This is a genomic window from Acidithrix sp. C25 (genome assembly GCF_904848545.2).
In genome coordinates this window covers 558843-585172 of the sequence record NZ_CAJHCI020000010.1, presented here as the reverse complement: position 1 = coordinate 585172, position 26330 = coordinate 558843, and the positions used below count along the sequence as shown (strand labels likewise).

Genomic DNA, 26330 nt, shown 5'->3' with positions numbered 1-26330 from the left:
GAATGATAAATGGTGAGTCTACTCACTAGATGCACCTTTTTCAAGGTTCTTCCTTCGGGCTTCATTCTCACTCGCCCGAGGGTCGTTCTTGCCTCTTTGAGCACCGCCAGTATTGCTAGCGGTCTTACGTTCTCTCTTGCGATGATGAGTCATCCCATCGTCGCAACTGCCGCCTGTACCAAATGGCCTGGGAACGGGCAGGGCGCTGGACCCAACTGGCCCACAACTGATAACCGACCAGTCACGGATATTCAATGAAGCATTCTCATCTCGATCCACCTCAACATGACAAGTATCACAGATAAGTCTCTTTGCGAGCTTTGCACCCGTGAGTCTGCCTGTGCAGTTGTGGTGGATTTGCGACGAGGGAAAGAAGCGATCTACAACGACTACCTTGACTCCGGCACTTATCGCCTTATAGGTAAGCGTTGGTTTGAAGGCTCCGAGTCCGGCATCAGATACCGAACGGCGCAATGCCCGTCTTCCCATACTTCGACCCATGGCAGCGATGTTAAGGTCTTCAATCTTAACTTCGCTGTAGTTATCCACCAGGTAACAGGTTAACTGATGGATACTTTCACGACGGACGTATACGGCTTTACGGTCTAACTTGACAAGCTTGGCTTTCGCTTGCCTGTGACCGTGTGATCCGGGTATCCGTCGGGTGAGATTGCGCCCAACCCTACGACGCTCATTCATGGTAGCTCTGAGCGGAGCGGGGTTAGGAATAGCTGTTATGCCGCCATTGCTGTCTGCGATAGTAGCAAGTGACCTTAGTCCTAGATCGACACCGGCGCGCGGGTCTTTCTTGGACATAGTTGCAGACGGTGGAGTAACTACGCTTGTCTTGATCGCGAGCTGGCAGGAGACGAACAACCGACCCCATCTCTGTGATAGAGTGCGCTTGAGTAGACGAGCATTGTTCTTAGCTAGGTGACGCTGTATTCTGCGCGTGTTCTCCATAGAGCGTAGCGCACCTATCATCGGCAGCACGATTGTTCGATGATCGTCCTCAAAACCCATAGTGCCAGTCGTAAAACGTACTCTGTTGCGGTCTTTTCTCTTAGACTTGAACTTCGGGAAGCCGACCTTTCTACCCTTTCGTCTGCCGTGTTTAGAGCTAGACCAGTTAGATAGCGCGCGAACTAGGTCAGCTATACCAGAGGCATACGCCTCTTTGGAGTTATCTCCCCACCAGGGCGCGACCTCGTTCTTCTCCTGGTTCCACCGTTTAGGAAGAGCCTCAAGAGTCCACGGTGTGGATGGGTAGCTTACGTCTGTTCTCTTGGCATCCATATCCGACTTGACTTTGGCTAGTGCCCAGTTGTAGGCGACTCTTCTGGCTCCGAAGTGAGACCAGACAAGAGAGGCTGACTGCGGGTCTTTTGGCCACTCGACCTCAAACGAAGCCCCTGTGACCGTCCAACCAGTCGGAACCTTCTCGCCGGTATCGTCACATAACTGCAAATAGTACGCTGACTGACTCTAACTCATCTCGGTATTGCTCGAAATCTCCGGTGAGCGATACTTTCCTTGTTGGGTTACCTTCGTCAAGAAGAACCTTACCTCCGGTGAGATCGGATACTCTTTGAGCCTGTGCTTTTGTCCGCATTATCGCGATCATGAGCACACCGCATCAATAGCACGCTGAGCTTTGTTAGCAGCCGAACTGCGACCGTATAACCGAGCACACAAAGACGTGAGTAGTTCCGTGACATCACGCACTAAGTCATCGTCTACCTCGGCTGGATCTACCACAACCAATTTCCTGGACTGAGCCTCAAGTGCAGCCTCTATATATTCAGCTCCAAACCGGCAGAAGCGGTATCTGTGCTGTAGCAGAATCGTGTCTACTGTTGGGTCTTTAAGTAACGACAGAAACTTTCGCCTATGTCTGCGAAGTGCCGAACCAACTTCGGTTACTACGCGATCTATTGAGTACCCGTGCTCTGTAGCCCAAGTGAGAACTCTGGCAACCTGGCGATCTAAGTCTGATTTTTGATCTGCAGAAGACACTCGTGCATATATGACGGCAGACTTAGATACGGACGGTTGAGACTCTAGATCTCCCACCAATATGAGTTGCCCTACTTTAGCGCAGGGACAGGCAGAGTACCGGCACGATACCGCTTATATGCCGTTTGAGGATGTATACCTTGGGACAGCGCCCACTCACGCAAGTTCATTACATATCGTTATGGAACATCTCTGCGTCAACTGTTGCAACCCTGTCTTTAATTTGAAGTTTCATCGCAAACCATTCACTAGCTTTTCTGTATTTTCCCCTTGTAATTACCATTGCTTGTTGAATTAATCGTGCAAACAACAGCAATGGTCCTTTTGTCGCGCGTAGTACCTCCAAAGACCATAACCTTATAGGTATGGACGGATCATCGAATGTCGCGGAGCTATTGGGACCATCTCGATTCGTTAATCGAGAGCTCTCATGGGTTAGATTTGCGGAACGGGTTATAGAGCTTTCCGAAGATAAGCAATTACCACTTTTGGAAAGAATCAAGTTTCTAGCTATCTTTTCAAGTGGTTTGGACGAGTTTTTTCAAGTTAGGGTCGCCGGATTAAAGGATCGGCTGGCCGCTAGTGTTCGTTCCAAGAGTTCGGATGGAATGAGTACCCGAGAGCAGCTAAAAGCGCTTAGGGCGCTTTTGAACCCACTTCTAGAGCGGGTTGGGATCGTCTATAGGTCGCAGATCCTCCCGGAGCTCAAGGACCATGGCGTGGAGATATTGAACTTTGGCGATCTCGGTGAAGATGATCGCCAACGCATGGTTCAAGTCTTCAATAATAGGATATTTCCAGTTTTGACACCTTTAGCTGTGGATCCCGCCCATCCGTTCCCCTACATATCAAACCTCACGTTGAGCTTGGTCGTGGTCGTAACGGATCCGATCTCAAAAGAGTCACGAATCGCTCGAGTTAAAGTGCCTCCAATCTTGCCTCGGTTCGTTCCACTTGACGACTCGACTCGATTTGTCACCCTAGAGAGCATTATTGGCGCGCATCTCGATCGACTCTTCCCAGAGATGGAGATTGGCCACCACTTTTCCTTTAGAGTAACGCGAAATGCAGACCTTTCGCTTGAAGAGGAAGAGGCGGACGACCTTCTTGAATTGGTTGAGATTGAACTTAGGCGTCGGCGCTTTGGGCGCGCGGTGAGGGTCGAAATCTCTCAGGGTGCACCGGCTTGGATCAAGGAAGTTATCATAGACGAGTTGAGGCTTCATAGAGATGACGTCTATGAAGTTGACTTTCCTCTAGATCTCTCAGGGCTTTGGGCTGTCTATGACATTGATATTCCAGAGATCTCTGGACCGCATTTTTCACCAGTTACCCCCGTTGAACTCGTTGAATCGACTGCCTCGCGTAGGGTCAATGTCTTTGATGTATTGTCGTCCCAAGATATATTGTTGCATCATCCTTATGAGTCGTTTTCAACCACGGTTGAAAACTTTATCGAAGCGGCTGCAGTCGACCCGAGTGTCCTGGCAATCAAGCAGACGCTCTATAGGACTTCAGGTGATTCAAGAATTATGGCAGCGCTAATTAGGGCTGCTGAAGCTGGAAAGCAAGTTGCAGTATTGGTAGAGCTAAAGGCGAGATTTGACGAGCAGGCAAATATCTCATGGGCAAAGCGACTTGAGGAGGCAGGGGTACACGTTGTCTATGGTCTAATGGGTCTCAAGACTCACATAAAGGCAGCCTTGGTGATTAGGGCCGAAGAGCAAGGGAGCAGAATTTACTGTCATCTTGGAACCGGCAACTACAACTCAAAGACTGCTCGTGCCTATGAGGATTTAGGCCTTTTGACTTCGAATCCCGAAATCGGACGAGACCTTGCCGAGGTCTTTAATCTCCTCACTGGCTTTTCTCGCCCCGGACAATATCAAAAGATGATATTGGCCCCAGCATTTTTGAGGTCGCGGTTGATAGAGCTAATTGACGAACAGGCTGAACGAGAAGATGCTGGTAGGATCATTATCAAGGTGAACAATCTGACTGATCCAGCTATTATCGACGCACTCTATGCTGCGTCGGGGCGTGGCGTTAAGATCGACATCATTGCACGTGGGATCTGTTGTCTTCGTCCTTTGGTTCCGGGTTTATCCGATAACATCATCGTCAAATCTATCGTCGGGCGATACCTAGAGCACTCCAGAGTCTTTGCTTTTGGGGGTACTAAAGAGAATCCAGTGAGAATCTGGGTCGGTTCGGCAGATCTCATGGAGAGGAACTTGGATCGACGAATCGAGGCGATATTTCCGATTGAGGCCGAGCTAGACAAGGCGCGAATTTTGGATATTCTTCGCCTTAATTTAGATGATGACATGTTCTCTTGGTCCATGGATTCGTCAGGTTTTTACGCCCGCATGGAGACCAAGGTTGGAATCTCGGTGCAAGATCGTCTTTGCGAACTTGCGACCGAAGAGGCAAGACGTACGCAATCGTCGTCTATCGAGACGATTTTTTGATGGATATTCCTGAAATAGGGGGAGCTTTGAATACAGAAGACGAAGTGAAGCTCGAGGTGGAGATCGACTATTCTCCACCAAGACTCACTATTGGTGAAGGTTTGGACGAGATTGAAATTCTTCCAGAGGTTCATACCTATACGCTGTATTTTGATTCATCTGATGGGGCTCTGTCGAATGAAAGCATGGCGTTGAGATTTAGGTACCGCCTTGGTGTTGATCATGCCTCGACATTAGGTGGTCGTATCCATCCCGAAGGCGATCAGCTTGGAGTTTGGGCGTTGAAGACCAAGGGCGAAGTTATTGAAGCTGATGGCGTTCGAACCACCTCAAGAATAGAGATTGAAGATCGTAGCACCTTTTCGGAGATGCCCGGAAATATTGTTCACGCATTTCCATTAGTAGCTGAGAAGTTTGGTTCGCTTGTATTGGTGGCTGCTCTGGAGTCACGGAGAAATAGCCACATTATAGGCGCACGGGGCTCTAGGCTTATTGAGATCGACGACGATATAGTCAATGTTATCGATCTATGTCAACCTTCTAAATCAAAGCTTACCTTTCGGGAGATCGAGCTTGAGTTGCTGGACAAAAGTGCAGTTGCCTTGCGATCGACTTTAGTCTCATCATTCCTTGAAGCTGGAGCGAAATATGCTAGCGCGGGCTCCAAACTAGAACGTGCGATATCCGGCTCTTAGGCTAAATCTATCACTTGTAGTTCGGCGAAGTTCATCTAGGGGCGTTAATGCGTCAAGGACAAGGATTCGGATCTCTACTAAAGCCCAGACAAGTTGTCAGGTCGTCGATAATTGTATTTTGGTGCGTTACCGCGACGCTTTATTGTGGCATATTATTTTTATCAAAGCGCGCCGGAAAACCCCGTCCGTAAGGGCGGGGATGAATAGGCGCAGTTCTCTTTGCTTAAAGGACTCAATCTGTTTGTTGACAAGTCCAACTAAAGTCCAGCGTGCATTTGGTCGATAGGTATAGATATGAGCATTCGAGAGCGCTTGTACCCAGAGGATGAGGAACTACCCATTCTGGTACAACACTGCTCCGATGCTCGTTTTGTTTGGAATCTTGGCCTCGAACAACGCAACTTATGGGTTAGGGGTAGGTCACAAAAGATCACCTACAACACCCAAGCTAAGGAACTCACCCAAGCCCGCAAAGAGACTTGGTTAGAAGAGGGTTCTTCTGCAATCTAACAACAAGCCTTGAGAGACTTAGACCGTGCTTTTCAAAACTGGTGGGGAAGGCCAGATCACTTCAAGCGACCGACATGGCGTAAGGCTGAGATAAATGAGGGCTTTGCCATACGGGACTTATCCGTAAAGAGACTCAACCGTAAGTGGGGCGAGGTATTAGTCCCAAAGTGTGGATGGGTGAAGTTCCGTGTTAGTCGTAAGTGGCTCGATATAGAAAACTCCACCTCTGCACGAGTAACTAAGGATCGCTCTGGTAGGTGGTTTGTTAGCTTTACCGCTCCAGCCTCTCAGATGGATAGAGTCTCTACCGGTTCTTCTATTGGGATCGATATGGGCATCTCTTCTACAGTTACCTTATCCAATGGCGAGCAGATGCAGATGCCAGAGCTACTAACCAAAGGCCAGCTCCAGAGAAAAAGGAGACTCCAGAGAAAGCTAGCTCGACAGAGCAAAGGATCTAACCGTAGAAAAGCTACCAAGCTAGCCATAGCCAAGCTATCAGCTAGGGAAGTAGATCGTCGTAAGGATTGGATCGAAAAGACAACAACCAAGTTGACCCATGACTATGACACAATTGTCATAGAAGATCTAAAGATCAAGAACATGACCAAATCAGCCAAGGGGACAATTGCCAACCCTGGCAAGAACGTAGCAGCCAAGTCCGGCCTAAACAGATCGATCCTGGAACAAGGCTGGGGGATCTTTAGAAAGAGACTCAACGACAAAGCTACCAATGCTCAAGTGCCAGTTAAAGTAACATCTATCAATCCTGCATATACAAGCCAGCGTTGTTCGGTATGTGGCAATACGATGAGAAAAAACCGCAAGAGCCAAGCGGTCTTTTCTTGTCAATCGTGTGGTCATATAGATAACGCTGATGTAAATGCAGCTAAAAACATAATTGCCGCAGGGCTTGCGGTCACAGGACGCAGAGGGATATTGCAGGCGAAGTCTGTTTCGACTAAGCAAAGCAACCCGATGAAGCGTCAACCACTTATACCTGCATAAAAGCAGGTATAGGAAGCCCCGTCCGTAAGGGCGGGGAGGATGTCACCGTTTTGATCTCTTTTTGACCTATTTTTTTCGCTGTAACTTCGCCTTGCTGGATAGAGGGTAAGTTGAATTTTCGGCGATTGTGGTTTTTGGATGGTACGGTCTTGTGGTGCCTTTGGCCTACTGAGTGAAATCACAGAGATAAAGTCCATATACCCATGATCGTGGCAATCATCTTGGTGAAGAGTTTATCACAAGAGGTCATGGCAGAATAGCGGTACTTTGATTGGTCAGTCTAGGCTCTGCGGTGAAAAATTTGAAGAGATTCAGAGTCTTTCTTTGCGGTTAGTACTAGTAATGCGAAGGGTTTTTGAGGTCTAATGGGCTTTGTTCCGAGTCATTTCTTGTTGATGAACAACGCTTTAGCAGCGCGAAGGTTGCTCGAGGTGGCAATACTCGCTAAGTTGGTTGGGTACCATCTTTTCGACCATAAGCTTTTGTAAGAGTGAATTTGCCATTAATAGTTTCATGATTTAATAAGGAGCCAGACCTGAAGACTTTCAGCTCTTTACGATGGATATTCGTTCCCTTCTTGGTTGCGCTTTTATGTAGTTGTGGGGTATCGTCCACAATCTCAAGCACATCCAATGCAGCTACTCAAGCCATCTCTCTATCAAAATGGATAACTCAATATGGGATTCCGGATGTTTCTCAATTGAATTCAAATTTAGGATCGATAGTGAGTTCAGTTTCACATGGGAATATTCCACTTACAGCGAGTGGCTGCCTGAAGCTGGAATCTAAAGTATCAAAGATGGTCTCTCAACCTGTAGCACCAGAAAGTCCGCTCTCGTCGGATTGGAGCAGGACGCTCTCTGACGCGAAGGATTTTGCCGATTCTTGTAGTAGCGCTTCATCTTCTAATTTCGCCACCAATGTTCCTAAGATGGATAAGTCTATTCAGTCGTTGACCTCGGATATCGCGAGGATAACCTCTGATTTGACTCCCAAAGTTGGTTGATTGGCAAAATCTTCTCCATGGTTACGAAAGGACTAAAGCGTTGTTATGAGCGAGTCGCATTATCGGGATCAGCAAGTTAAGCTCGGAAAAAGTTTTGGCGCAGTCGCGGATCATTATGGGCGTGCGCGCCCTAGCTATCCGATTGATTGTATAGATCCAGCTACTGTAAAGGGTAAAAAGGTCGTTGAAATTGCTGCTGGTACCGGAGCTCTTACTAAGCGTCTTAGCAGCTTGGACCCGGCATTATTGATTCCAACGGACCTTTCTGTGCAAATGCTTCAGGACTTGCAGCGGTCCAAGCTAAAGGTCGAACCTTTCGATATGGTTGCGACTAAGGCAGAGGACCTTTCGTTTCCAGACGGTATGTTTGACACGATCTTTGCCGCCCAAGCTGCGCATTGGTTTGATATTGATAGATCCACTAGAGAATTTTCGCGTATTTTAGGTAGTCAGGGCAAGCTCGTTTTGATATGGAATATCCGTGACGGCAGTGTCCCCTGGGTAAGTGATTTTGACAGAGTTGTGGATTCCTATCAGAATCGAATCGTTATCGCTAGAATCGTTGAAGAAATTACGGGTACAAAGCGGTTTTCAAGCTTTTCTCGCACAAAAACTCCATTTGTGCATCGTCTTGACCCGGAGTTGGCTCGGTCGTTGATAATGAGCTTTTCGCCGGTATCCACGCTTGATTCTGTGGATCGAGAACGGGTTGTTGAAGCCGCGCTGGGTATCCTCATGGATAATTTAGATAGCGAGGGAAAGATCTCAATTCCATATGTTGCCAATGTATACACTTCGACGGTTTTGTAACCAAAGGCACTTTAAGCTAGGTTTTCTCATTCTTCTATTACGGGCCGATAAATATTTCAAGGCACGACTCAGGGTCTTTTGCTTCAAGGTCTGCTATGAGCTTTGAAAGAGTAAAGACATAATCTGATTCTTCGGCGAGACGACGGGAATAACCCAGAAATCGTTTTTCTCCGTTTCGATCTTCCCATTCTGCGCGCTCGGAGATCAATGCCACACGGACGTTACGACAACTGAGCCGCTTGAAAAGAGGCACAAAGTCTTCGTCACCGGTAAAGACCACTACGGTATCGATCCCTCGCTCGAGGGCTGCTTCGTAAGCTGTTAGCGCCAGCCATACGTCAATACCCTTTTCAGAATGCGTTCCGTTGCCCTCCGTTACTCGGTAATAATGAGGCACTATGCCCGCATACATCAAATTGTCTTCGACGTACCTTTCGCTTTCTAGGATTCTCACATAGCGATCGTCTTCGCCAAGTGCGGCAATCTGGGGCGTCTGGTATTCGTCGCCCATAATTTGACGTGGCGATTGGATTGGCCGAGCGAAGTCCCTTAGAGATTTGGTCGAATAACGTCCTTTGAAAAAATGCGCCTCTACGATCTGGTAGGAGCTAGGGGAGAGTCCGTTTTGCATTGCAAGTTGCCGAGATATCAAATCTTGGAGGCCGTTTAGGTTGATGAATTCACCCTTCGAATGAGAGAAACGATAATATCTGTTTACCTTGTCAAAAAAGGATCCATCGTAATAAAAACCGACGCGCAGCTTGTTCAAATTGTTATCCGTTCTATCGCTTGAATTATTTTAGCATCATTTATCGGGATTATAAACTAATTGATCGTGGCGCAAGCATCACGCAAAAGTGATTTTTTCATAATCATTTGACCTATTTTGTAACTTGATCTCTGCGATAGTTAGAATACTGGTGACTTGTCACAAGGTTGTGTCTTCGGGCGCAATCGAGCCACTTCTCATTCCACTATCTGTCCTTTAAAAGCTTTGGATTTGGATTTCACTTGAATGGTCGACCCTCCCAATCAAATCAGCTTCAAGCAATTCGCCAACGCTTGGCAATCACGCTCAGCTTCTATTGGGCGAGCCAGATGGCCTATTGATTTAGCGGTTTCCTATTGGGTGTGGTCATTCTAGTTTTTTGAACGGCGTTCGTTTGATCAAAAGCCAGTTTGTGCATTTTATGATGGATGATTTGATTTGAGATAAAGCTTAATTTGGAGGCCCGGGGTGTGGCATTGTCCCGCTACTGAAAGATAAGCGGCTTTGAAGGGAAGGTTTATACGTGGAACTATTACGGATTCAAACGACCATTGTTTTAAAATCCTGCTAAAGAAGGCAACGTTTTTGGGTTTTTGAGGTTTGGTTTCCCAGCTTTACGTGCGAATCGAAGAGGTATTTTGTTATGGTCTTGGCCCTTCCCAAGGGGCCAAGACTCCGTCGAAATCCAAGGCACAATAATCTAGCTGGTACAACTTTTTGATGGTTTCTTGGTACTAATGGTGGTTCGTGTCTACTTCGATCATTGGAAATAGTTGATGCGGTAAGGGTAAAAGTCAACGGAATCCGAGGACTCTCGCCTCTTGTGGTTGTAATAACAAAGGGCATTTGCTAAAGGGCGGGATTTTAAAGGATGCGCTTGACTTTCCACGGAACTTTTCCTATTTGTGTATGAAATTCGTCTTTGCAATTGTCTTGTCTGATTCGTCTATGCAAGCTATGACAAAGACGAACCTGGATTCATTTGTGATCTTTCATTCTAGGAAGAAGTTGCGCCCCCGGTAGGAATCGAACCTACGACCCACTGCTTAGAAGGCAGTTGCTCTATCCGCTGAGCTACAGGGGCGAAAATATAAATCGGTCTATAACTTTAGTCGAACGAAACGGGATTTTAGGACGCTGTTGAAGAGGATATTTTATAGTTGATTCCAGATAACTCAACAATAATTTATCTTACGGGAAAGTGTAATGGCTTTTTCGGATCTAACATTGCCATTGCCGCGCTAAACTAGTACTTTCTTGGTGGTCGTAGCTCAGCCCGGTTAGAGCGCCAGGTTGTGGCCCTGGAGGTCGGGGGTTCAAGTCCCCTCGATCACCCCAAGTTGAGACTTCTCCTACGTTTATATCGTTGGAGAAGTCTTTTTGATGTTAGCCAAAGTGTTTGATGCCGCTTTGCTAATCTAAATTCCAGATCGCCGAAGATCGTCATCTCTGTTCGTGACCGAGGCCGTGGTCTGTAGGTCCTTGTTGGCGAGCTATCTATTTTCCTTTGCCGACGGATCGAAGGCTTGCTAAAATCAATTTTGCTGACAGTTTCTCCTTCTCCTAGCTTTTTGGGACCATCAAATACTCCCTCTCTTTGGCCATTCGAGAGGTACGGCAGGTAGTGGAGATAGCTTTTTTAGGTGAGAATCAATATTGAACGGGGCGTCAGAGAAGCCAATCCATTTCAATGCGTTTATAACGTGGTGAGATTTAGGGTACGCCCAAACAGTGGGAAATTTAGAGGAGGTGCTTGCTGTCTTGGTTGAGAAATTCGGCTGATGCTGGATGAAACTCGATTTAAGCGATGCCCCCTTGCTCATTCATGACCTCTTCGAATGTCGCATAAAAAGGGAGAAGGCGAATTGAGGTCATATTTTGATTTGCGCAAAGTCAATGGTCAAATATCTTTGCCGCGCATCTCTAGGTTATCCTTGTTGATAGCCCGCAATCGCATCGTCTAAGGGCGACAAGTCGGGCAGGGTTGAGTTCTAAGGTTTGAGGTGCATCTCGTTCTGCTATGTCAGCATAAGACTGTCCCAAAATGGGGCCTTGTTTAAACGGGCGCCCATGGGTTATTAGAGCGCGACCATTAGGTGAATCTTTGAGGTGAAACGCGATTGAGAAGTGCTCTGCTCCTTGAGAATGGCCACTTTGCGTAGCGAAATGGATATTTTTTATGGAAGTCCAATTAAGCCACAGTGATCTAAGCATTAAGGTTGCTTGATAAGTGAATCACTGCCTTATCTAGTGAATCTCTGATTATATCCCATAGTCGATGAGTGCTTGTTTTTGTTGACCAAAGTAATTTTGAGATGCGAATTTTGATAATTCCGCAGTGTGATCACGGTGTGGCTGCTAAATTGATAGTTCCAAATGCGCTTCTAGCTCAACGGCAGAGCAACGGACTCTTAATCCGCAGGTTCTGGGTTCGAATCCCAGGGGGCGCACCATATTTACGCTGTTTAGAGCCAATGAACTTTTAGTTGGTGGACAAGATCAGGCAAAGCAAAGCCCGACATTGCGATAATTATGGCTCAAATCCCGTGCACGTGTCGTCAAAGTTCCTCGCTTAGTTGGGCGACACCGATAGTCGCTCGACAACCCAGTCGGTTAGTGTTTCATCAGATGCGCCGGGAACCCCCGTCCTTGCGGGCGGGGAGGGATAGTCGTACACATTAGCTCGGCCTCCGTTGGTTTTCTATATACGTGCGCAACACATCTAGACTTGCACCTCCCGCAGAGCCCACAAAGTACGATGGCGACCAGAAGTGTTCTTCCCATAGATACTTCCTTACTTGTGCTGATCTCTGCGTGCGCAGCATTCTGGCTGATACGCCTTTGAGAGAATTAACTAGACGAGATAGCTGTACGGTCGGTGGATACTCGATCAAGAGATGAACATGGTCGTCTTCGCCGTTGAACTCGATTAGAGATACACCAAAGTCCAAACAAACCTGCTCCATTACTGTTTTACAGACATCCAGTAGGTCACCATTAAAGACACCCCTTCTGTATTTGGTGACAAAGACCAAATGTGCATTTAGGGCGGAGACTACGCTTCTACCTCGACCAAATTGCTTAGGAAGTGTGCTTATTACTGTTAATGGCCATTGAGAACTGCAGGTTGTGAGCAAGATAGTCGTGCCGATCAAGATTAATGCAAACCGCAAGATAACGGACGACTTAGGAGCAACCCTGCGACTGTGCAACGCCACTGCTAACTACATATCCACAGTCGCTTGGGAGACTAGAGAGTTCTCTAGGTTTGCTATCCATCGCTTAACCTACTCCAAAGCCAAAGAGGAATTTCGCCTTGGTGCCCAAGCCACGGTGAGAACAATCGCAAAGGTAGCAGATGCCTATAACTCTGGGGACAAAAAGTTTAGACGCACGCGCAAGAGGCAGTTCTCGTGGAGTTCAGCCCAGCCATTTGATGCAAGAAACATGTCTTGGTGTCTTGAAGCTAAAACGCTCAGTATATGGACAATTAATGGACGAGCTAAATCAGCACCGTTTGTCTGTGCTGATTGGCAGCTAGAACTTCTGAAACATACTCAGATCGCTGAGAGTGATCTAGTGTTTCGCAAAGGATCGTTCTATGTCTATGCAACCATTGATGTAACTGATGAGATCATGAACGAATCCCCAGATGGGTTCTTGGGCGTAGATCTTGGCATCATCAACATCGCCACCCTGTCAGATGGAACCAATTTTTCAGGCAAACACCTGAATCATGTTCGTAATCGCAATATGAAATTACGATGCAAGCTACAAAAGAAGGGAAGACGATCTGCAAAGCGCCTACTGATAAAAAGATCAGAATGTGAAGCTAGATTCGTGAAAAACACAAACCACTGCATCTCCAAGAAGATTGTTACTGAGGCTAAACGCACCGGCTACGCAATTGCCCTAGAAGATCTCGAAGGCATCCGTAATCGGGCACGGTTACCAAAGCCACAGCGAGTAGCACTCAATTCTTGGGGACTTCACTAGCTTGGATCATTTGTTCACTACAAAGCAATCCGCGTTGGTATCAAAGTGGTCTATGTTGATCCCGCCTATACCAGTCAGCAATGTTCTGCTTGTGGGCATGTAGACAAGAAAAACCGCCCTAATAGGGATACTTTTCTTTACACCAGTTGTGGGCTGTCGCTGTCAGCCGACTGGAACGCAGCTATTAACATCGCCAAGCGCGCATACGATAGCTGGGTAGTGAGTCACGCTACCGAACGCAACACAGGAGAGGCCGCATGAGCCCATATACTGCGCAACTAACGTTGCCTCGTTTAGGCGAGCCTAAGCAGTTTGCCTCTTTCTGTGATTTGCAAGCTCGGTCCTTCAGGGCCGAGAAGTTGACACCAACCTTGTCGCCTGCTATTGCTACCATCATCTTGACGGTTGGATTGTCAACCCCGAGGTGCTAGAAAAAAGATCCCCGTAAAGGTGTTAGCTATTCCATTTACAAAGTCGTGGAGCACGGCTATGTACTTTAAACCGTTGGCTGAAGTGAGTTGCATTCGAACAAAGCGGGACGAGAATTGGGTCACGTTGCCGCGAAGGATATAATTTTTTGCGGTTTGTACCATTACGTTTGAGGTTCTTAGGGTTAGGGTCCCAAATGGCGTTGGTACACCATCAACTGCCAATCTGAATTTTGAGTTTGGATCTTCGGCGAAAGTTCCTTTGAATACAACGGAAAGGTCTCCAGAAAAATTGGGGAGACCTACCGAGACGGAACCAGATGTTCTGTATTTGAGGATATTAGTTCGATGAGTCGTGGCTGTCGTCTTGATCTTTTCGGGAAAGTTCGCCTTCGGTTGTGCCTCGATCTGGACCGGATTGATTTGGGTGTCCGTGGAAGTCCCAAAGCCATTATATGTTACGAAGGTAAAGCCCAACAGTAGGATGACTAAGACTATAGTCCCTGCGACCAACCCTTTTTGCCTTAGACCGTTTGTCACGATTTCCTTCCGAGGTGGCGATTTTGGAGATCTTTCTCGGTTGTCGTCTTGTAACGATGACTTCCACAAGACTAGATCGACTAAATTATGCTAATCCTTAGCCAATGGATACTAAAGCCTTTTCTGGCAAGATTCTAAATAATCGTGATTTGCTTTCTTGTCATTATTCTACATGTGCACGCGTTGTTGTTCCACGCGGAGATGTTGGACCCCATTAGGATGTGAACATGTTGAGCAGTGAAATCGGCACCTATAGCGTTGGCTCTCTTTTGGATACGTCGAAAGCGTTATTGTCCAGCTTAGGCAGTTCGCGCGAACCATTTCGAGTCGAAGGTTTTGTATCTTTTAATGCAACAACCGCAAAGTATGACCAGATGTATCTGAGCTTATGTCAATATGCGGATCGGAATTCGCCCGTAGGTAAGCCCATTGCCAAGTTAGACGCGGTGATTTTTCAGAGCCAACTGAAATCTATCAAGGCGTCACTTGCAACCGCCCAGATGGCTCTGGTCCCGGATCTTAGAGCGGTCTTTTTCGGTCATATTGATATCTACAAGCCCTTTGGCAAGCTTCAGCTGGTCATAGTTGGTGTAGATATCGAAAGGACTCGTCAGATAGCTGAAGGCGCAAAGGATTTACTCCGGCGTAGATTGAAAGAAGAAGGTATCTTCGATCTTAATCGAGGTTTGAAAGCACCTTTAGTTCCTCTTCGAATCGCATTGGTTACATCTCGGGGTTCAGCTGCTGAGTCAGACTTTGTTACGCGTTTGGATCGCACGCATTATAAATTTTTGGTGACACCATTCTACGTGAATACCTCCGGTCAGAATGTTGCGTTCTCGATACCGGAAGCCATGGCTCGAATAAATGAGCGGTCGCATGATTTTGACATCGTCGTCTTGGCTAGAGGTGGCGGTGATCACGTGGACCTGGCTAGTTTTTCCCTTGAAGGGCCGACCCGCTCTGTTGCTACTTGTAAGGTACCGGTCTGGGCCGCAATTGGCCACTCAACCGATGATGTATTGGTTAATGAAGTGTCGAATAAGGCACTTTCTAACCCTAATGATGCCGCTAGCGAGCTTAATCGAATGGTTTTTACCTTCCATCTGAGATTAAAAGAGGCAGTAAGTAATGCTAATAGCTTCGCGCAGGAGCGGATTGAAATCGCTCGAAGTGCCTTGGTGACTCAGAAGTACATGGTCTTTGCCGGTGCCTCGCGGCAACTTGGTGGCCATAAGCAAGCGATCTCTCGTGCGGGTTGGAATTTAGGAGTGGTCGCTTGGGACTCCATCGGTGAGATCTCGAAATTGGTAGCTAGCGCAGGCGAAAGGGTAGCACTTGGTCGAGATGATCTTTTGAGACATTCTCGTGCTTTACTTGAGAGCGCATCGTCTCAACTGGACTGGAACCTTGTCGAGAGGATGGTAGATGATCCCAAAAAGGCCCTAGCGCGCCTCGATCGAGATCTTCTGTACGCTTCGACTTCCTCTATAGAGAGATTTCGTTCACAGCTGTTATCTGCCACCCTCCTGTTGAATTCAATTGATCCGAAATCTATCTTGGCGTTGGGATATGCAATCGTTGAGGTTGAAGGTAAGGTGGCAAATGAGATTTCTAAGATACGGGCTAAGGGCAAGGTTACAGTTACCATGAAGGACGGCAAATTTAATGCAACGGTCTCTAGCGTTAGCTCGATAAATTAGGTAAGGGAAAGACGAGAGTGAACCATGACAGCTGAAAATACTCCAGATGAGATTTCATTCGAGGCCGCGATTGCCGAGGTTGATGCGCTTGTTAAAAAGATTCAAAATCAACGTTCTCTAGATTCTCTAGTTGCGGATGTCAAGCGCGCCAAGGAGTTGATTACCATGTGCGAATCGAGGATCCTGGCCACCGAATCTGAGCTCGAAGATATTTTAGGGGTTGATGGCGTTCATGCCTCTGATTCGCAATAGGGTTTGCCAAGATATGACTTTTTAATGGTCAGATGGCATTTTCTTATCTCACCAAGGCGTTGTTCGGTCTTGATTCGCGTGCTATGAGTGTAATCTATAGTGGTCCACTTTTGCGGAGGGATTAGATCTTTCTAAGCGGGCATTGCCCCGTAGCTCAGGGGATAGAGCATTGGTTTCCTAAACCATGAGCGCAAGTTCGAGTCTTGCCGGGGGCACTATCTAAAAGCACAAGGTTGAAACCTTGTGCTTTTAGATTTCAGCTGCAAGTTGGGCTAAATCAATGTATGTGGTTTTGTGGATGGATCGCGCGAGAGTATCGACTCACCTAGTGGTTTCGCATAGTATCTATTCATGCCACTATATGGAGAGTACGAAGCCAGTCCGAGTGATTGGGTTAGAAATCAAGTAGAGACCTATGAAAGCTCAGAAGGTAGACAAGGTAATACTTTAGGTGAATCGAACCTACCTGTCGTGATAGTTACAAGCCTCGGTAGTCGATCGGGAAAGATTAGAAAGACGCCATTGATGAGGGTGGAACACTCCGGCCAGTACGCATTGGTGGCCTCAAAGGGCGGATCAAAGGATCATCCACTTTGGTATCATAACCTCAAGGCAAATCCTGGTTTGATAATGATCCAAGATGGCTCAAGGGTGCTTGACTATCGGGTCGAGGAGGTCTCTGGTGAAGAAAGAGAACTTTGGTGGGCTAGGGCTGTCGAGGCTTTTCCACCATATGGCGAATATGCAACTAAGACTTCTCGGTTGATTCCAGTATTCGTTGCAATGCCTTTGGATCAATAGGCCGCTTTGACTCAAGGGCTCTTGGGGCAGGTCTTTTTGGAATCGCCTAGTAACTTTGGACTGATCCAGCGGCATCTTGCACCCAGAAGCTTTTACTCTTGATGTAGTGATGTGGATCTATCGCATCGACTTGTTTGATCGCTGGGCACTTTTTGCGAGATGACGGTTTGGCCCAAAATGGTCGGGCTCTCTTTGAGGCTCAAGGGCGGCAATTTGAAGAGGCCGCCAAGGGTACGTTGCTTGCCGTAAAACTGAGTAAAAGCCCAGATGATGATGGTCTTATCACCTTTAGATGAATATACTTTGAGACCTGGTTGAGCGAGATGGATGGGTCTAGGCTTTGAGCGACAGTTTTCAAGGGCAGCGAATGTTCAAACAGCTGGACTGATTTGATTTGGAAGTTTTTTTATCGTTGCCTCTCGAAGGGTAGAGGAGGATCTGAGCGAGACCTCCTGGTCCAGCAGTTAGGTGGATCCCAGAGTGATCGATGGTCACATTAGTTACAGAAAGTCCGCTAGCAGATAGCAGTTGGCTTTGGATGTGGTTTGATATCGAGGCGGCTTTAATTGTGGCATCCAAATCAATTTTGTTTGCACTAGGACAGACTCCGTTATGGGCAAGTTTAACCCCGGCAAATGAGGCATTCGGAGTAATATCTGAGATTCGGGCTGTTTTGTAGGTATTGGTTGAGAGTCTAAAGCCTATCAGTTGGTGGTTGAGAAGCTCATGGGTCCTAGGTTAGGGGAAACCGTCGGCCGTGCTTTGAGTACATTTTGTGCATCATTAGCGATTTTTGACGTGACAGTATCTGAAATGATAACTTGTGAGACCAGCATGAAGACTGCGAAGATTCCTACTAGGTAAGCTACTTTCTTCTTTTTCTTTATCGTCTGACCACTATTTTTCATTGCGTCGGATACGGTGCCACGTCGATCTTGTATCAATCTAACTTTTAAGATTTCTGCCCAGATCTAGCTTCACATTATATGGCATCATAAACATTTGTCATATCTGTCATTTTCAAGGTAGAGGGATTATTTGTATCAGCTGGATCTGAATTGGAAAAATTCTGTGACAAATCGATTTGGGAGCATTTTTAGTATCTTTGGGTGCGATTTAACGTCGCCAGATGAATCGCTCTTTTAAGAGCGGGGGTTTTAATCGTCGTCATTGGTTTTTTCATCCATGGGTTGCAATGAACGCTGGGATGAAAAGAAAGTCCGAGAATCTAGGCTTTCAATAAGTGGCCTCTATATAGATCGTCTTTAAATAGACCGTGTTTATCGCAGTGTCGTTTTTGCTAGCTTGTGGTAGTTGGCTTATCGCGGAAGTCCTTATGAGTAATTTAAGGTAAATTTGCAGCTAGAACCTAGTTGTGTTCATAGCTCTAGGAAATTGAATGTGAAACCTTGGGTAATTAGATAGTGACGATAGCTTACCTTTGATCTTTTAGTTCTCTCATTTTTTGATGCAGTTTTTCTCCGGAGAATTATCTTGGCCAGGCTTTATCCAGTCCGTGGTCTCTTATAAGCGAATGGCTATTTTGAGACTGTCACGATTCGAAGTTGCTTGGGCCAATTAATGGACCTAGGATCGCACGCTGTAACCTTTTCTAACTTGATGTGATTGATTTCCATAGTTTTTCTCTCGGCTACTTGCGTTCTTGGGCCAGGGAGCCTTTGTCCATGTCGATTTGTCCTTTGGTTATTTTGGATGCACTTAGGCGATGGTCAGTTAGATTGATATTGCCTAGTTGATTCCTCTCACTTTCGATAGCCCTTCCTTGATTCTGTGGCCGTTTGTCAGTGTCTATTTAGTTCAAGTGGTTAGGAACGTTGGTTTGAACACCTTAAATTTCAGTTTACGATCCAGTCGTCGTGCAAATTTTATTGATCTCCCCTTCGGTAGGGTTGGGCGACTCATCCTCTTTGAAAGTGCCTTCTAATGATTGCATTGAGTGGATTTTGGCTCTCCTTTTGTGCCGTCGTGATCTTTGGAGTTACCTTAGCCTTGGTCATAATTCAACCCAAGGGGCTCTCAATCGGTTGGTCTTCGGCTGGCGGGGCGATCGTCGCTATCTCCCTTGGCGTGGTTAAATTAGCTGATGTGGCCACCGTCTGGTCGATTGTCTGGAATGCGACCTTTACCTTTGTTGCGGTAATTATTATTTCTCTGGTATTAGATCGAGTTGGTTTCTTCAAGTGGGCAGCTCTGCATGTGCTGATCCTTGCGCGAGGAAGCGTGACGCGCGCATTTATATACCAACTTGTACTTGGAGCCTTTGTCGCTTGCTTTTTTGCAAACGATGGAGCTGCTCTGATTCTCACGCCGATAGTTTACGAGCAGATGATTGCCTTGGGTTTTGATCGGCGATCGGCCATGCCCTTTGTAATGGCCGCAGGTTTTATTGCCGATACGACCAGCCTTCCGCTTGTAGTCTCGAATTTGGTTAATATCGTCAGTGCCAACTACTTTCATATTGGATTTGTCTCATATGCGGCGACGATGGCGCCGGTTGATGTTGTCGCCTTTGGGGCAAGTTTGGGTGTTTTGTATCTTTACTACCGTGGGGATTTGAAATCTCGATACGACGTTGGTCTTTTGCCAACTCCAAGTTCGGTGATAGCAGATCGAAGGATTTTTCGAGCTGGATGGGTAGTTTTGGTAGCGCTTGTAATTGGTTACCTGCTTTCGGAGCCGCTTCATTTCGCACTTTCAGTCCCTGCATCGCTTATTGCTATCGTATTTTTAGCCTTGGCGTCTTCGTCTCGAGCCTTATCAAGTTCTAAGGTGATTAGGGACGCACCCTGGAAGATCGTGGTCTTTTCAGTCGGCATGTATCTGGTTGTCTATGGCCTCTTCAATGCGGGTCTCACTCGTTATCTATCGGAGGCCCTGTCTGGCGTAAGCCATGCGGGCGTGGTTCCTTCGGCCCTGGTTGGTGGGGTTGGAGCGGCGGTCTTGTCGGCGGTGATGAACAATATGCCAACGGTTCTAGTTGGTGCGCTTGCCATTCACGGCTCTCACACATCTGGTGTTGTTCACTCAGTCTTGGTGTACGCGAACGTAGTGGGGGCAGACCTTGGTCCTAAATTCACCCCTATTGGATCGCTAGCCACGCTTTTGTGGCTCCATGTGCTTGAAACAAAAGGAATAAAGATTTCTTGGGGTCAATATTTCAAGCAGGGGATCATCTTAACGGTTCCGGTACTTTTAGTTACCCTGCTAGCCCTTTCAGGTTGGATAAGCTTGATTCATTGAGCTCGGTTTTGCCGTATCGACCATCATCTGTTTGGTGCACTTCGACTTAGTGTCCTTATTGGACAGGGCCAAGATAGCTGGCATATTTGCTCAGTTTTTCGAACCTTAGTGCCTGTGAAGTCTGGTTATTTTTGGTTTTATATGGATTTACCCACCTGTGGCGTTTGCATTTTGGTTAACTATTTGCCGATTCCCTCGTAGCTCTTGGTTTATGAGATTGAAGTTAGATTTAGATATGGGATCGTCACTATTGAACCAATCCCACCGGGTCCAATTTCCTTCATGGAGATCCGACAATCTCAACACCGCTGCTACCTGAGCTTTTGGTTTGCTATGCCAACTGGACCTCGAAACAGCAACGGTACTTTTTGGTCTACAGGCTGATCCCATTGGCATTGAATTGTCACGTGATTGATGGTCTTTTGTGCCCTTCGTCGTCCTATCGCTACACAAAAGCTAATGGACTTAGGAGCGGGAAACCCCTTACTGGGTCGTCTGGGTTGTGTCGCGTATTGGCGGACTTGTGGCGTCATTGAAATTACGATCCCTCTTGGGCCTCAGAGTCTTAGGTACCAATGATCGCCTCCGAAACACCGATCGCATGCGATAGCTTGCGATCACTGATGAAGTGTGATTCTATGGTTAGAAGATTCCGGCATTACCTATCTAGCCATTGGAGCATCAAGAGACAGGAAAGTGTCGATCGTTTCTAGGCGACGCTTCTTTCGATTGATGCTCTTTTTAGGATGGAGGTCTTTTTGTTTGCTTTACTTCATTGCAGCTTATTGCACCGAAAGTACTCTCACCAGGGTGTAAGCATTTTCGGAAATCTCAGTAACCTCGGACTCTTTTAGAGAGTGAGCTTCTTCAGCATCAGCGCTTGGCTTTCTTTGCATGTATCGGAAAGGTCTTTTGGACATCGAAATGATTTCCTCCGTCTACATTATGGATACAAAGCTCAGATTAGTAGCGGATCAATTAAATGGGAGCCTTTCACTGTCGAGGGAACACGGCCCAAATATTAGGTGTGTCCCTGAGCGGCGAAATGCTGGTCTCTGGCGATACTATGGCATCACGGCGTTATCATCGGGACACTATCCTGTAGCACTAGGGTTAGCTTGTATCGGCGATTTTTACGAGCTAGTTGTACCTTCGATGGGTGAGACCTCGGGTTTTTTCGCAGGTGCAGTGAAATTCCTATTAGGCGCCATTTAGATGGAAAAGCGGGCTTTGCTAGATCACGATCTCATATTGTAGATATTGGAGTTGAGGTAGTTCAGTGATAGTCCTAATTGGGTTTATGGGCTCAGGCAAGACGACAGTGGGTTATTTGCTGGCCGAGAAACTAGGGGTTCCCTTCGTTGACAGCGATATTCATATCGAAAGGAAAGAGAAAAGATCTATTCGAGCGATCTTTGACGAAGACGGAGAGGCGGCCTTTAGACAGATCGAACATAGAACCGTAGTTGAGATACTTTCGGGTCCTGACGCAGTGGTCGCTCTAGGGGGAGGTGCTGCCGAGCACGCGGGGACTCGGCTTGCCTTTCCTGGTGCAATCGTAATCTATCTTGAGGTCGAATATGACGAGGCCGTACTTAGAATTGGCCATGACGCCTATCGCCCAATGATGTCAATGGCCAACTTGAGGGGAATATACGAGCGGCGCCTGCCACTATATAGAAGTGTTGCAACGCTCAAAGTGCGAACTAACGGACGTCGCCCGGAAGCTATCGTCATGGAGATCATTGAGGCCGTAGTCGCTCCGGCGACCGTTCCTGACCAAGTTCAAAGCATATTGGTGGCGCCGATGGGTGGGGCTCACTACGTGCATATTGGTGAGGGTTTGATCGAACGTTTTGGCGATCTGCTGCCAGTGCTCCACGGTGGCGAAAATGCCTTTGTGATATCGGCGATCGATGACGTTGAAATGGTTGAATCTGTTGCAACTGGATTGAGGGATCGAGGGCTAGTTGTCTCGACTTTTGTAGTTCCTTTGGGTCCGAGATGTAAGTCATTTGAGATCGTTCATCAACTTTCGCTCTTTTTGGCGAGCCATAATGCTCATCGCGACGACGTCATCGTCGGGGTAGGGGACGATTCGCTCTGCTACTTGGTTGGTTTTGTGGCATCTACCTTTAACCGTGGAATTAAGCTCGCACTATTACCGACTACATTGCTAGGGCAGGTTGACCTTGCAATTGGTGGTAAGAATGCCATCAATTTACCGCAGGGATCTAATCTTATAGGAACCATATATCAGCCAATTGTTGTTGTTGATGACGTTGATATTGCATCTTCTAGGAGACAGGATGGCTTCGTCTCGGGGATCGCTGAGACCATCAAGCATGCATTGATTGCCGATGCAGAGCTTCTATCGTTTTTGTTCAAGAATGCACAGGCTATATTATTAGGTGACAAGGACTTGCTTTGTTCTGTCGTGGCTCGTTCGGTTGATATAAAGGCGCAAATTGTCGCTGCGGACGAGCGCGAGCAAGGCGAGCGTATATATCTTAACTATGGCCATACTTTTGGACACGCTTTTGAATACCTGTTAGAAGAGACGCCTGATCGTCACGGTCAAGCCGTAGCGCTTGGAATGATGGCAGCGGCATATCTCGCTTACAGACAGGGACGAATTTCAAATGAGGTGGTGGAGCAGCATCGCCAGATCCTTAGCGCTTATGGTCTTTGTACTTTCGGACGGTTTCAAATGGAAGACATGCACCGCGCTTGGATGCATGACAAAAAATATCGTGGCGGAGTCCGGTTTGTGGTCCTAAATGGAATCGGCCTGCCTGAAGGAGGCGTGGAGGTTTCTGATGAGACATTGATTGACGTCCTAAATGATTTGGCTACTTAGCCTTTCATTTGCAGGAGATCTTTTTTAGTTTGCTTATGTCGATCTTAGATTGTTAGTGTCGAAAATTTGGCGGCAAATTGTCGCCGTTGATTTTGGCAGATTGTTGGATTATCATTTTCTTTACGCACGACCAGGGTTAGATGTTCCTAATTTCAACAATATGATTGGAACCGCTAATAGCGTTGGCCAGCAATTTATGAACTTCCACAGTCCGATGATGAACATCGTATCTTCGAATCTAGAGGTTGTGTCGTATCGTAAATGGTGCAGGACTTCGGATTTAACCTTAATTAGGGGCTATTAGTTCTTTTTAAAATCACCATGGAAGCATTAGCGGATTTCTTCCGGAGTGGGATTTCGCTCAACTAACGATGCCGAGCTGTGCTCGGTGATCAGAGACGATGACTGTTCTGAATTTCGCTTTTATACAACCTTCAGCCTATTTGCTGACGGAAGTTATTGGATCGTGGCTGAAGTGTCCAGATCAAAACAAAACGCAGAGTTGTGACTAGAGAAGCTGCCCGTATCCAATTTAAGGACCAGGCGGGCTTTAACGCGGTGGATATCCGTATTCACTATATCGACTCTTGGCTCGGGAGGGTCGATATCGAGGCAGGGGAGATCCAATGACAAGGACGTTACCTGTTCCTACTAGGTGTATGCAAGACGTTAATCTGCTATTAGGCAGATTATTGGTGGTGCGGCGCAGTAGTTGGTTACTTTCATTTTTATACCCGAGATTAGAGATAGGGTCATTTGCGTCATCTTCGAATATCCCAAAAAGCTACAAGTGATACCTAGCCCACTGGCACGAAATATCCCCCAGCGTACTTAGCCTTGACACGGCATGCGGTGCTTGAACTGAAAACGCCAGGGAGACTTTCTCTCTAATGCAAAGTTTGTTGGAACCACCCCTAGAAAGTGTATCGTCTAACAATCGCTGAGATTCGTTGAGCATAAGAAAGACTTCAAAGTGTAACCCGATGTGACAAAGTGACCTATTTCAGATCGAGGACTACGTTCATCGCACTGAAGACCTTCCCCGCTTGGTTGGTAATGCGAAGTCGAAGAAGATCTCTAGGATCTGTTCACCATGGTCAATCATCGAGAATAAAGAATAAATACATTAAATAAATTTCTAGGTCGGATGTTCCAAGGTTCAAAGGATTAATGCGGCACATGGCAGCCCAAACTATCCCGATCGAGTCCTTGGATCTCTCTCTCAACGCTTCAGCATGGGGATAACTTTCAGGATGGCAATTCTTGTTCGGAATGCGATCGGCAAGACGAACAAGAATTACCTCACTGATGTGGACATCAAATTGAGGATCTGCGACCGCCAAATCAGCTTATTCACTTCCTATCGGGAAGTGAATAAGATCTCTTGATGTTAGTTTGCTGTGGTGAACGTAAAGTAGAAAATGCTGTCGACGATGGTAGGACTCCAAGCAAACTACGACAACGAAAGTTGGGCGTGGGAAATGGGCTACCAACCTCTCACTTCGGTTCCTTCTTGACGTGCAGGAAGAATGAAAGCGGCTGGAGAGCGAAGGGGAATCGAGCACCTTTGAATGCGTAGGTATTTGGGAGCGGTCGGGCCTCTACGACTCTACTAAGTGGAGCGGTTGTCTCATTCGTTTGTATTTGAGTCTTGTGGAATTTAGATTGATGGTTCTTGTGGACTTTGATACCGTCATATGGGTCGGATTTGATTCTTTTAGAGCGATGCTTCTTCTTGGTGTGGTCTTCGTTGTCCTTTTGGATCAAGCTAAAAGCGGTTATTTATTAGATTTCGAAGGTCAATGGTGTAAATAGATGGGCATTTCGGTCTGTGTGGTGGGCGCTGGCGCGCTGGGGAGTGCTTTCGCAGCCTTGCTCTTTGATAGCGGCTGCGAAGTTACGCTACTTTGCCGGCGAAGCGAACAAGCCAAGGAGATAAATGAAAATGGTTTGACTATCAATATTGATAGTCAAACCAAGGTATCGATGGTAAGGGCGACAGCCGATTCTCGCGAAATACCGGTTGCCGATTTGATTATAATCTTGGTCAAATCAAGGCAAACTAGGGGAGCTATTCAAAGTGTCCTTGGCGTGGTTGGGGGAAAGAGTAGTGTTTTGACCATTCAAAATGGCCTTGGCAATGAAGAGATATTGGCTGAGGTAGTTGGCGTCGACAAGGTCTTGAGTGCCAGGACTTACGTAGGCAGTGCTCGGAACCACTTGGGCCAATTTGGGGTGACCATTCAAAATAGGGAGACCGTCATAGGTGAAACAGATGGCAGAATTACTCCGCGACTTGAAAAAATTGCCCGGACTTTTGACGACGCTGGATTGATGACCGTCATCTCCAACAACATAGTTGGAACGATTTGGGACAAGCTTTTGGTGAATCTGGCTACTGGAGCGCTTAGCGCGATTACCAGGCTTGCATATGGCGACCTATATGAAATTGAAGAGGTGCAAAGATCTGCTTTTGAGATTATCACTGAAGGGATCAATCTTGCAGATGCAGCCGGCATTTCCATTACCGAGCGAAATGTTAAGGCGATCTGGGAGCATGCCGGGGTGGACTTGCCCAGAGACTTTAAGGCGTCGATGCTTCAAAGCGTGGAGAGACGCGAATTGACGGAGATTGATTTTATCAACGGTGCTATCGCGCGACTTGGAGTGCGCTTTGGTATAGCCACTCCGGCTAATAATGCAATGCTGGCAGCTCTTAAGGGGATAGAGAGATCCTTTAGTTAGCTAGAAGGGTCCGCACTCGGATCTTTGGGTGGACGGAGATGAGTTTGAGGAGTTGACCTTGTCGGATAGGACCATTTAAGTGCTCGACCACGTAGCAATAGTTGTTCGTGACGTCCGATAGTAACGTAGTTGTATTTGAGGAGGTCTTAGTGGTTGAGGTCACATTCGTCGATAGAGTCGACGATAACTCCTCCTAGCGTGGGGTGAGAGGTTGAATCTAATTGACTAGAGATCCGAAGTATTCTGAATTTCACCGAGCAGGTGACTGAGGTTGGCGTCAAGATGAGCAATATCGACCAAGTTAAACGAAAAGTTTTCGCCCCCGGAACAACCGAACTACTTTGAGGTCTAAATTGGATCTGCCTTCAAGGAGGTTTATGCATTAAGTTAGTCCAGTTCGACTCGGAGGTTCTAGGCATCTCGGCCGTCCTTCGGACGCCATGGAGCCTAGGTGGCATT

18 protein-coding genes, 4 tRNA genes and 3 pseudogenes are annotated in these 26330 nt (G+C 47.0%); 19 read left to right on the top strand and 6 right to left on the bottom strand.

Annotated features, from left to right (window positions below; all coding sequences use genetic code 11):
- Positions 1-18 precede the first annotated feature (18 nt).
- Positions 19-1624: pseudogene (tnpB, locus tag ACIDITHRIX25_RS78250) on the bottom strand (IS607 family element RNA-guided endonuclease TnpB).
- A pseudogene (locus ACIDITHRIX25_RS78240) lies at positions 1621-2186 on the bottom strand (IS607 family transposase). The pseudogenes tnpB and ACIDITHRIX25_RS78240 overlap by 4 nt, the downstream one beginning before the upstream one ends.
- A gap of 195 nt (positions 2187-2381) precedes the next feature.
- On the opposite strand from ACIDITHRIX25_RS78240, the gene ppk1 reads away from it, so the two are divergent.
- From ppk1 to ACIDITHRIX25_RS78210, 6 genes are all read left to right on the top strand, one after another.
- A complete protein-coding gene (gene ppk1 / locus ACIDITHRIX25_RS78235) occupies positions 2382-4487 on the top strand; it encodes a polyphosphate kinase 1 (protein ID WP_201733209.1) in 2106 nt (701 codons plus the stop codon).
- Positions 4487-5182: a CYTH domain-containing protein gene (locus tag ACIDITHRIX25_RS78230; protein WP_052605329.1), complete on the top strand. Its 696-nt coding sequence runs from the start codon at positions 4487-4489 to the stop codon at positions 5180-5182. The genes ppk1 and ACIDITHRIX25_RS78230 overlap by 1 nt, the downstream gene beginning before the upstream one ends.
- A 294-nt stretch (positions 5183-5476) precedes the next feature.
- Positions 5477-5692: a helix-turn-helix domain-containing protein gene (locus ACIDITHRIX25_RS78225; protein WP_052605330.1), complete on the top strand. Its 216-nt coding sequence runs from the start codon at positions 5477-5479 to the stop codon at positions 5690-5692.
- Positions 5693-5701: 9 nt separating this feature from the next.
- On the top strand, positions 5702-6700 hold the full coding sequence (locus ACIDITHRIX25_RS78220; RefSeq protein WP_213333447.1) for an RNA-guided endonuclease InsQ/TnpB family protein: 999 nt from the start codon (positions 5702-5704) through the stop codon (positions 6698-6700).
- A gap of 724 nt (positions 6701-7424) precedes the next feature.
- Entirely contained in the window at positions 7425-7706 is a 282-nt protein-coding gene (locus tag ACIDITHRIX25_RS78215) for a hypothetical protein (protein WP_201733207.1), read from the top strand.
- A 45-nt stretch (positions 7707-7751) separates the two neighbouring features.
- Entirely contained in the window at positions 7752-8516 is a 765-nt protein-coding gene (locus ACIDITHRIX25_RS78210; RefSeq protein ID WP_201733206.1) for a class I SAM-dependent methyltransferase, read from the top strand.
- Between the two features lie 37 nt (positions 8517-8553).
- On the opposite strand, the gene ACIDITHRIX25_RS78205 is transcribed toward ACIDITHRIX25_RS78210, so the two are convergent.
- Both ACIDITHRIX25_RS78205 and ACIDITHRIX25_RS78200 read right to left on the bottom strand, forming a co-directional pair.
- Positions 8554-9285 carry an NYN domain-containing protein gene (locus ACIDITHRIX25_RS78205; protein ID WP_052605334.1) on the bottom strand — a complete coding sequence of 244 codons (732 nt, stop codon included), beginning with the start codon at positions 9283-9285 and terminating at the stop codon, positions 8554-8556.
- Between the two features lie 1011 nt (positions 9286-10296).
- Positions 10297-10369, bottom strand: a tRNA-Arg gene (locus ACIDITHRIX25_RS78200).
- Positions 10370-10545: 176 nt separating this feature from the next.
- Here ACIDITHRIX25_RS78200 and ACIDITHRIX25_RS78195 point away from each other — a divergent pair.
- Both ACIDITHRIX25_RS78195 and ACIDITHRIX25_RS78190 read left to right on the top strand, forming a co-directional pair.
- A tRNA-His gene (locus ACIDITHRIX25_RS78195) sits at positions 10546-10623 on the top strand.
- A 1040-nt stretch (positions 10624-11663) separates the two neighbouring features.
- Positions 11664-11738: transfer RNA gene (locus tag ACIDITHRIX25_RS78190), tRNA-Lys, on the top strand.
- Between the two features lie 225 nt (positions 11739-11963).
- Here the strand turns inward: ACIDITHRIX25_RS78190 and tnpA are convergent.
- On the bottom strand, positions 11964-12383 hold the full coding sequence (tnpA, locus tag ACIDITHRIX25_RS78185) for an IS200/IS605 family transposase (protein ID WP_201733588.1): 420 nt from the start codon (positions 12381-12383) through the stop codon (positions 11964-11966).
- Between the two features lie 31 nt (positions 12384-12414).
- Here tnpA and ACIDITHRIX25_RS78180 point away from each other — a divergent pair, with 31 nt between their 5' ends.
- Positions 12415-13281: a transposase gene (locus tag ACIDITHRIX25_RS78180; RefSeq protein ID WP_201733205.1), complete on the top strand. Its 867-nt coding sequence runs from the start codon at positions 12415-12417 to the stop codon at positions 13279-13281.
- Positions 13282-13299: 18 nt separating this feature from the next.
- Positions 13300-13542 (top strand): annotated as a pseudogene (locus ACIDITHRIX25_RS78175) (zinc ribbon domain-containing protein); the annotation flags it as partial.
- A gap of 152 nt (positions 13543-13694) precedes the next feature.
- Here ACIDITHRIX25_RS78175 and ACIDITHRIX25_RS78170 read toward each other — a convergent pair.
- On the bottom strand, positions 13695-14249 hold the full coding sequence (locus ACIDITHRIX25_RS78170) for a hypothetical protein (RefSeq protein ID WP_201733204.1): 555 nt from the start codon (positions 14247-14249) through the stop codon (positions 13695-13697).
- 227 nt (positions 14250-14476) lie between these two features.
- On the opposite strand from ACIDITHRIX25_RS78170, the gene ACIDITHRIX25_RS78165 reads away from it, so the two are divergent.
- The 9 genes from ACIDITHRIX25_RS78165 to ACIDITHRIX25_RS78125 all read left to right on the top strand — a co-directional run bounded on the left by ACIDITHRIX25_RS78165 (position 14477) and on the right by ACIDITHRIX25_RS78125 (position 25871).
- Complete coding sequence (locus tag ACIDITHRIX25_RS78165; protein ID WP_201733203.1) at positions 14477-15952, top strand: exodeoxyribonuclease VII large subunit; 1476 nt, start codon at positions 14477-14479, stop codon at positions 15950-15952.
- A 24-nt stretch (positions 15953-15976) separates the two neighbouring features.
- Complete coding sequence (locus ACIDITHRIX25_RS78160; protein ID WP_201733202.1) at positions 15977-16204, top strand: exodeoxyribonuclease VII small subunit; 228 nt, start codon at positions 15977-15979, stop codon at positions 16202-16204.
- Positions 16205-16348: 144 nt separating this feature from the next.
- A tRNA-Arg gene (locus ACIDITHRIX25_RS78155) sits at positions 16349-16419 on the top strand.
- A gap of 136 nt (positions 16420-16555) precedes the next feature.
- On the top strand, positions 16556-17005 hold the full coding sequence (locus tag ACIDITHRIX25_RS78150; RefSeq protein WP_201733201.1) for a nitroreductase family deazaflavin-dependent oxidoreductase: 450 nt from the start codon (positions 16556-16558) through the stop codon (positions 17003-17005).
- Between the two features lie 152 nt (positions 17006-17157).
- Positions 17158-17301 carry a hypothetical protein gene (locus tag ACIDITHRIX25_RS78145; protein WP_160291776.1) on the top strand — a complete coding sequence of 48 codons (144 nt, stop codon included), beginning with the start codon at positions 17158-17160 and terminating at the stop codon, positions 17299-17301.
- 191 nt (positions 17302-17492) lie between these two features.
- Complete coding sequence (locus ACIDITHRIX25_RS78140; RefSeq protein ID WP_201733200.1) at positions 17493-17684, top strand: hypothetical protein; 192 nt, start codon at positions 17493-17495, stop codon at positions 17682-17684.
- 1265 nt (positions 17685-18949) lie between these two features.
- Positions 18950-20266 carry an arsenic transporter gene (locus ACIDITHRIX25_RS78135; protein ID WP_201733199.1) on the top strand — a complete coding sequence of 439 codons (1317 nt, stop codon included), beginning with the start codon at positions 18950-18952 and terminating at the stop codon, positions 20264-20266.
- A 1279-nt stretch (positions 20267-21545) separates the two neighbouring features.
- Positions 21546-23126 (top strand): bifunctional shikimate kinase/3-dehydroquinate synthase, encoded by a 1581-nt coding sequence (locus ACIDITHRIX25_RS78130; RefSeq protein WP_201733198.1) that lies wholly within the window; start codon positions 21546-21548, stop codon positions 23124-23126.
- Positions 23127-24941: 1815 nt separating this feature from the next.
- Positions 24942-25871 (top strand): ketopantoate reductase family protein, encoded by a 930-nt coding sequence (locus ACIDITHRIX25_RS78125; RefSeq protein WP_201733197.1) that lies wholly within the window; start codon positions 24942-24944, stop codon positions 25869-25871.
- Positions 25872-26330 lie beyond the last annotated feature (459 nt).

What these genes read in the sequence shown, in the direction of transcription:
- ppk1 (WP_201733209.1), top strand. Translation starts at nt 2,382, where the DNA reads ATGGACGGATCATCGAATGTCGCGGAGCTATTGGGACCATCTCGATTC.
- ACIDITHRIX25_RS78230 (WP_052605329.1), top strand. Translation starts at nt 4,487, where the DNA reads ATGGATATTCCTGAAATAGGGGGAGCTTTGAATACAGAAGACGAAGTG.
- ACIDITHRIX25_RS78225 (WP_052605330.1), top strand. Translation starts at nt 5,477, where the DNA reads ATGAGCATTCGAGAGCGCTTGTACCCAGAGGATGAGGAACTACCCATT.
- ACIDITHRIX25_RS78210 (WP_201733206.1), top strand. Translation starts at nt 7,752, where the DNA reads ATGAGCGAGTCGCATTATCGGGATCAGCAAGTTAAGCTCGGAAAAAGT.
- ACIDITHRIX25_RS78165 (WP_201733203.1), top strand. Translation starts at nt 14,477, where the DNA reads ATGTTGAGCAGTGAAATCGGCACCTATAGCGTTGGCTCTCTTTTGGAT.
- ACIDITHRIX25_RS78160 (WP_201733202.1), top strand. Translation starts at nt 15,977, where the DNA reads ATGACAGCTGAAAATACTCCAGATGAGATTTCATTCGAGGCCGCGATT.
- ACIDITHRIX25_RS78150 (WP_201733201.1), top strand. Translation starts at nt 16,556, where the DNA reads ATGCCACTATATGGAGAGTACGAAGCCAGTCCGAGTGATTGGGTTAGA.
- ACIDITHRIX25_RS78140 (WP_201733200.1), top strand. Translation starts at nt 17,493, where the DNA reads ATGGTCACATTAGTTACAGAAAGTCCGCTAGCAGATAGCAGTTGGCTT.
- ACIDITHRIX25_RS78135 (WP_201733199.1), top strand. Translation starts at nt 18,950, where the DNA reads ATGATTGCATTGAGTGGATTTTGGCTCTCCTTTTGTGCCGTCGTGATC.
- ACIDITHRIX25_RS78125 (WP_201733197.1), top strand. Translation starts at nt 24,942, where the DNA reads ATGGGCATTTCGGTCTGTGTGGTGGGCGCTGGCGCGCTGGGGAGTGCT.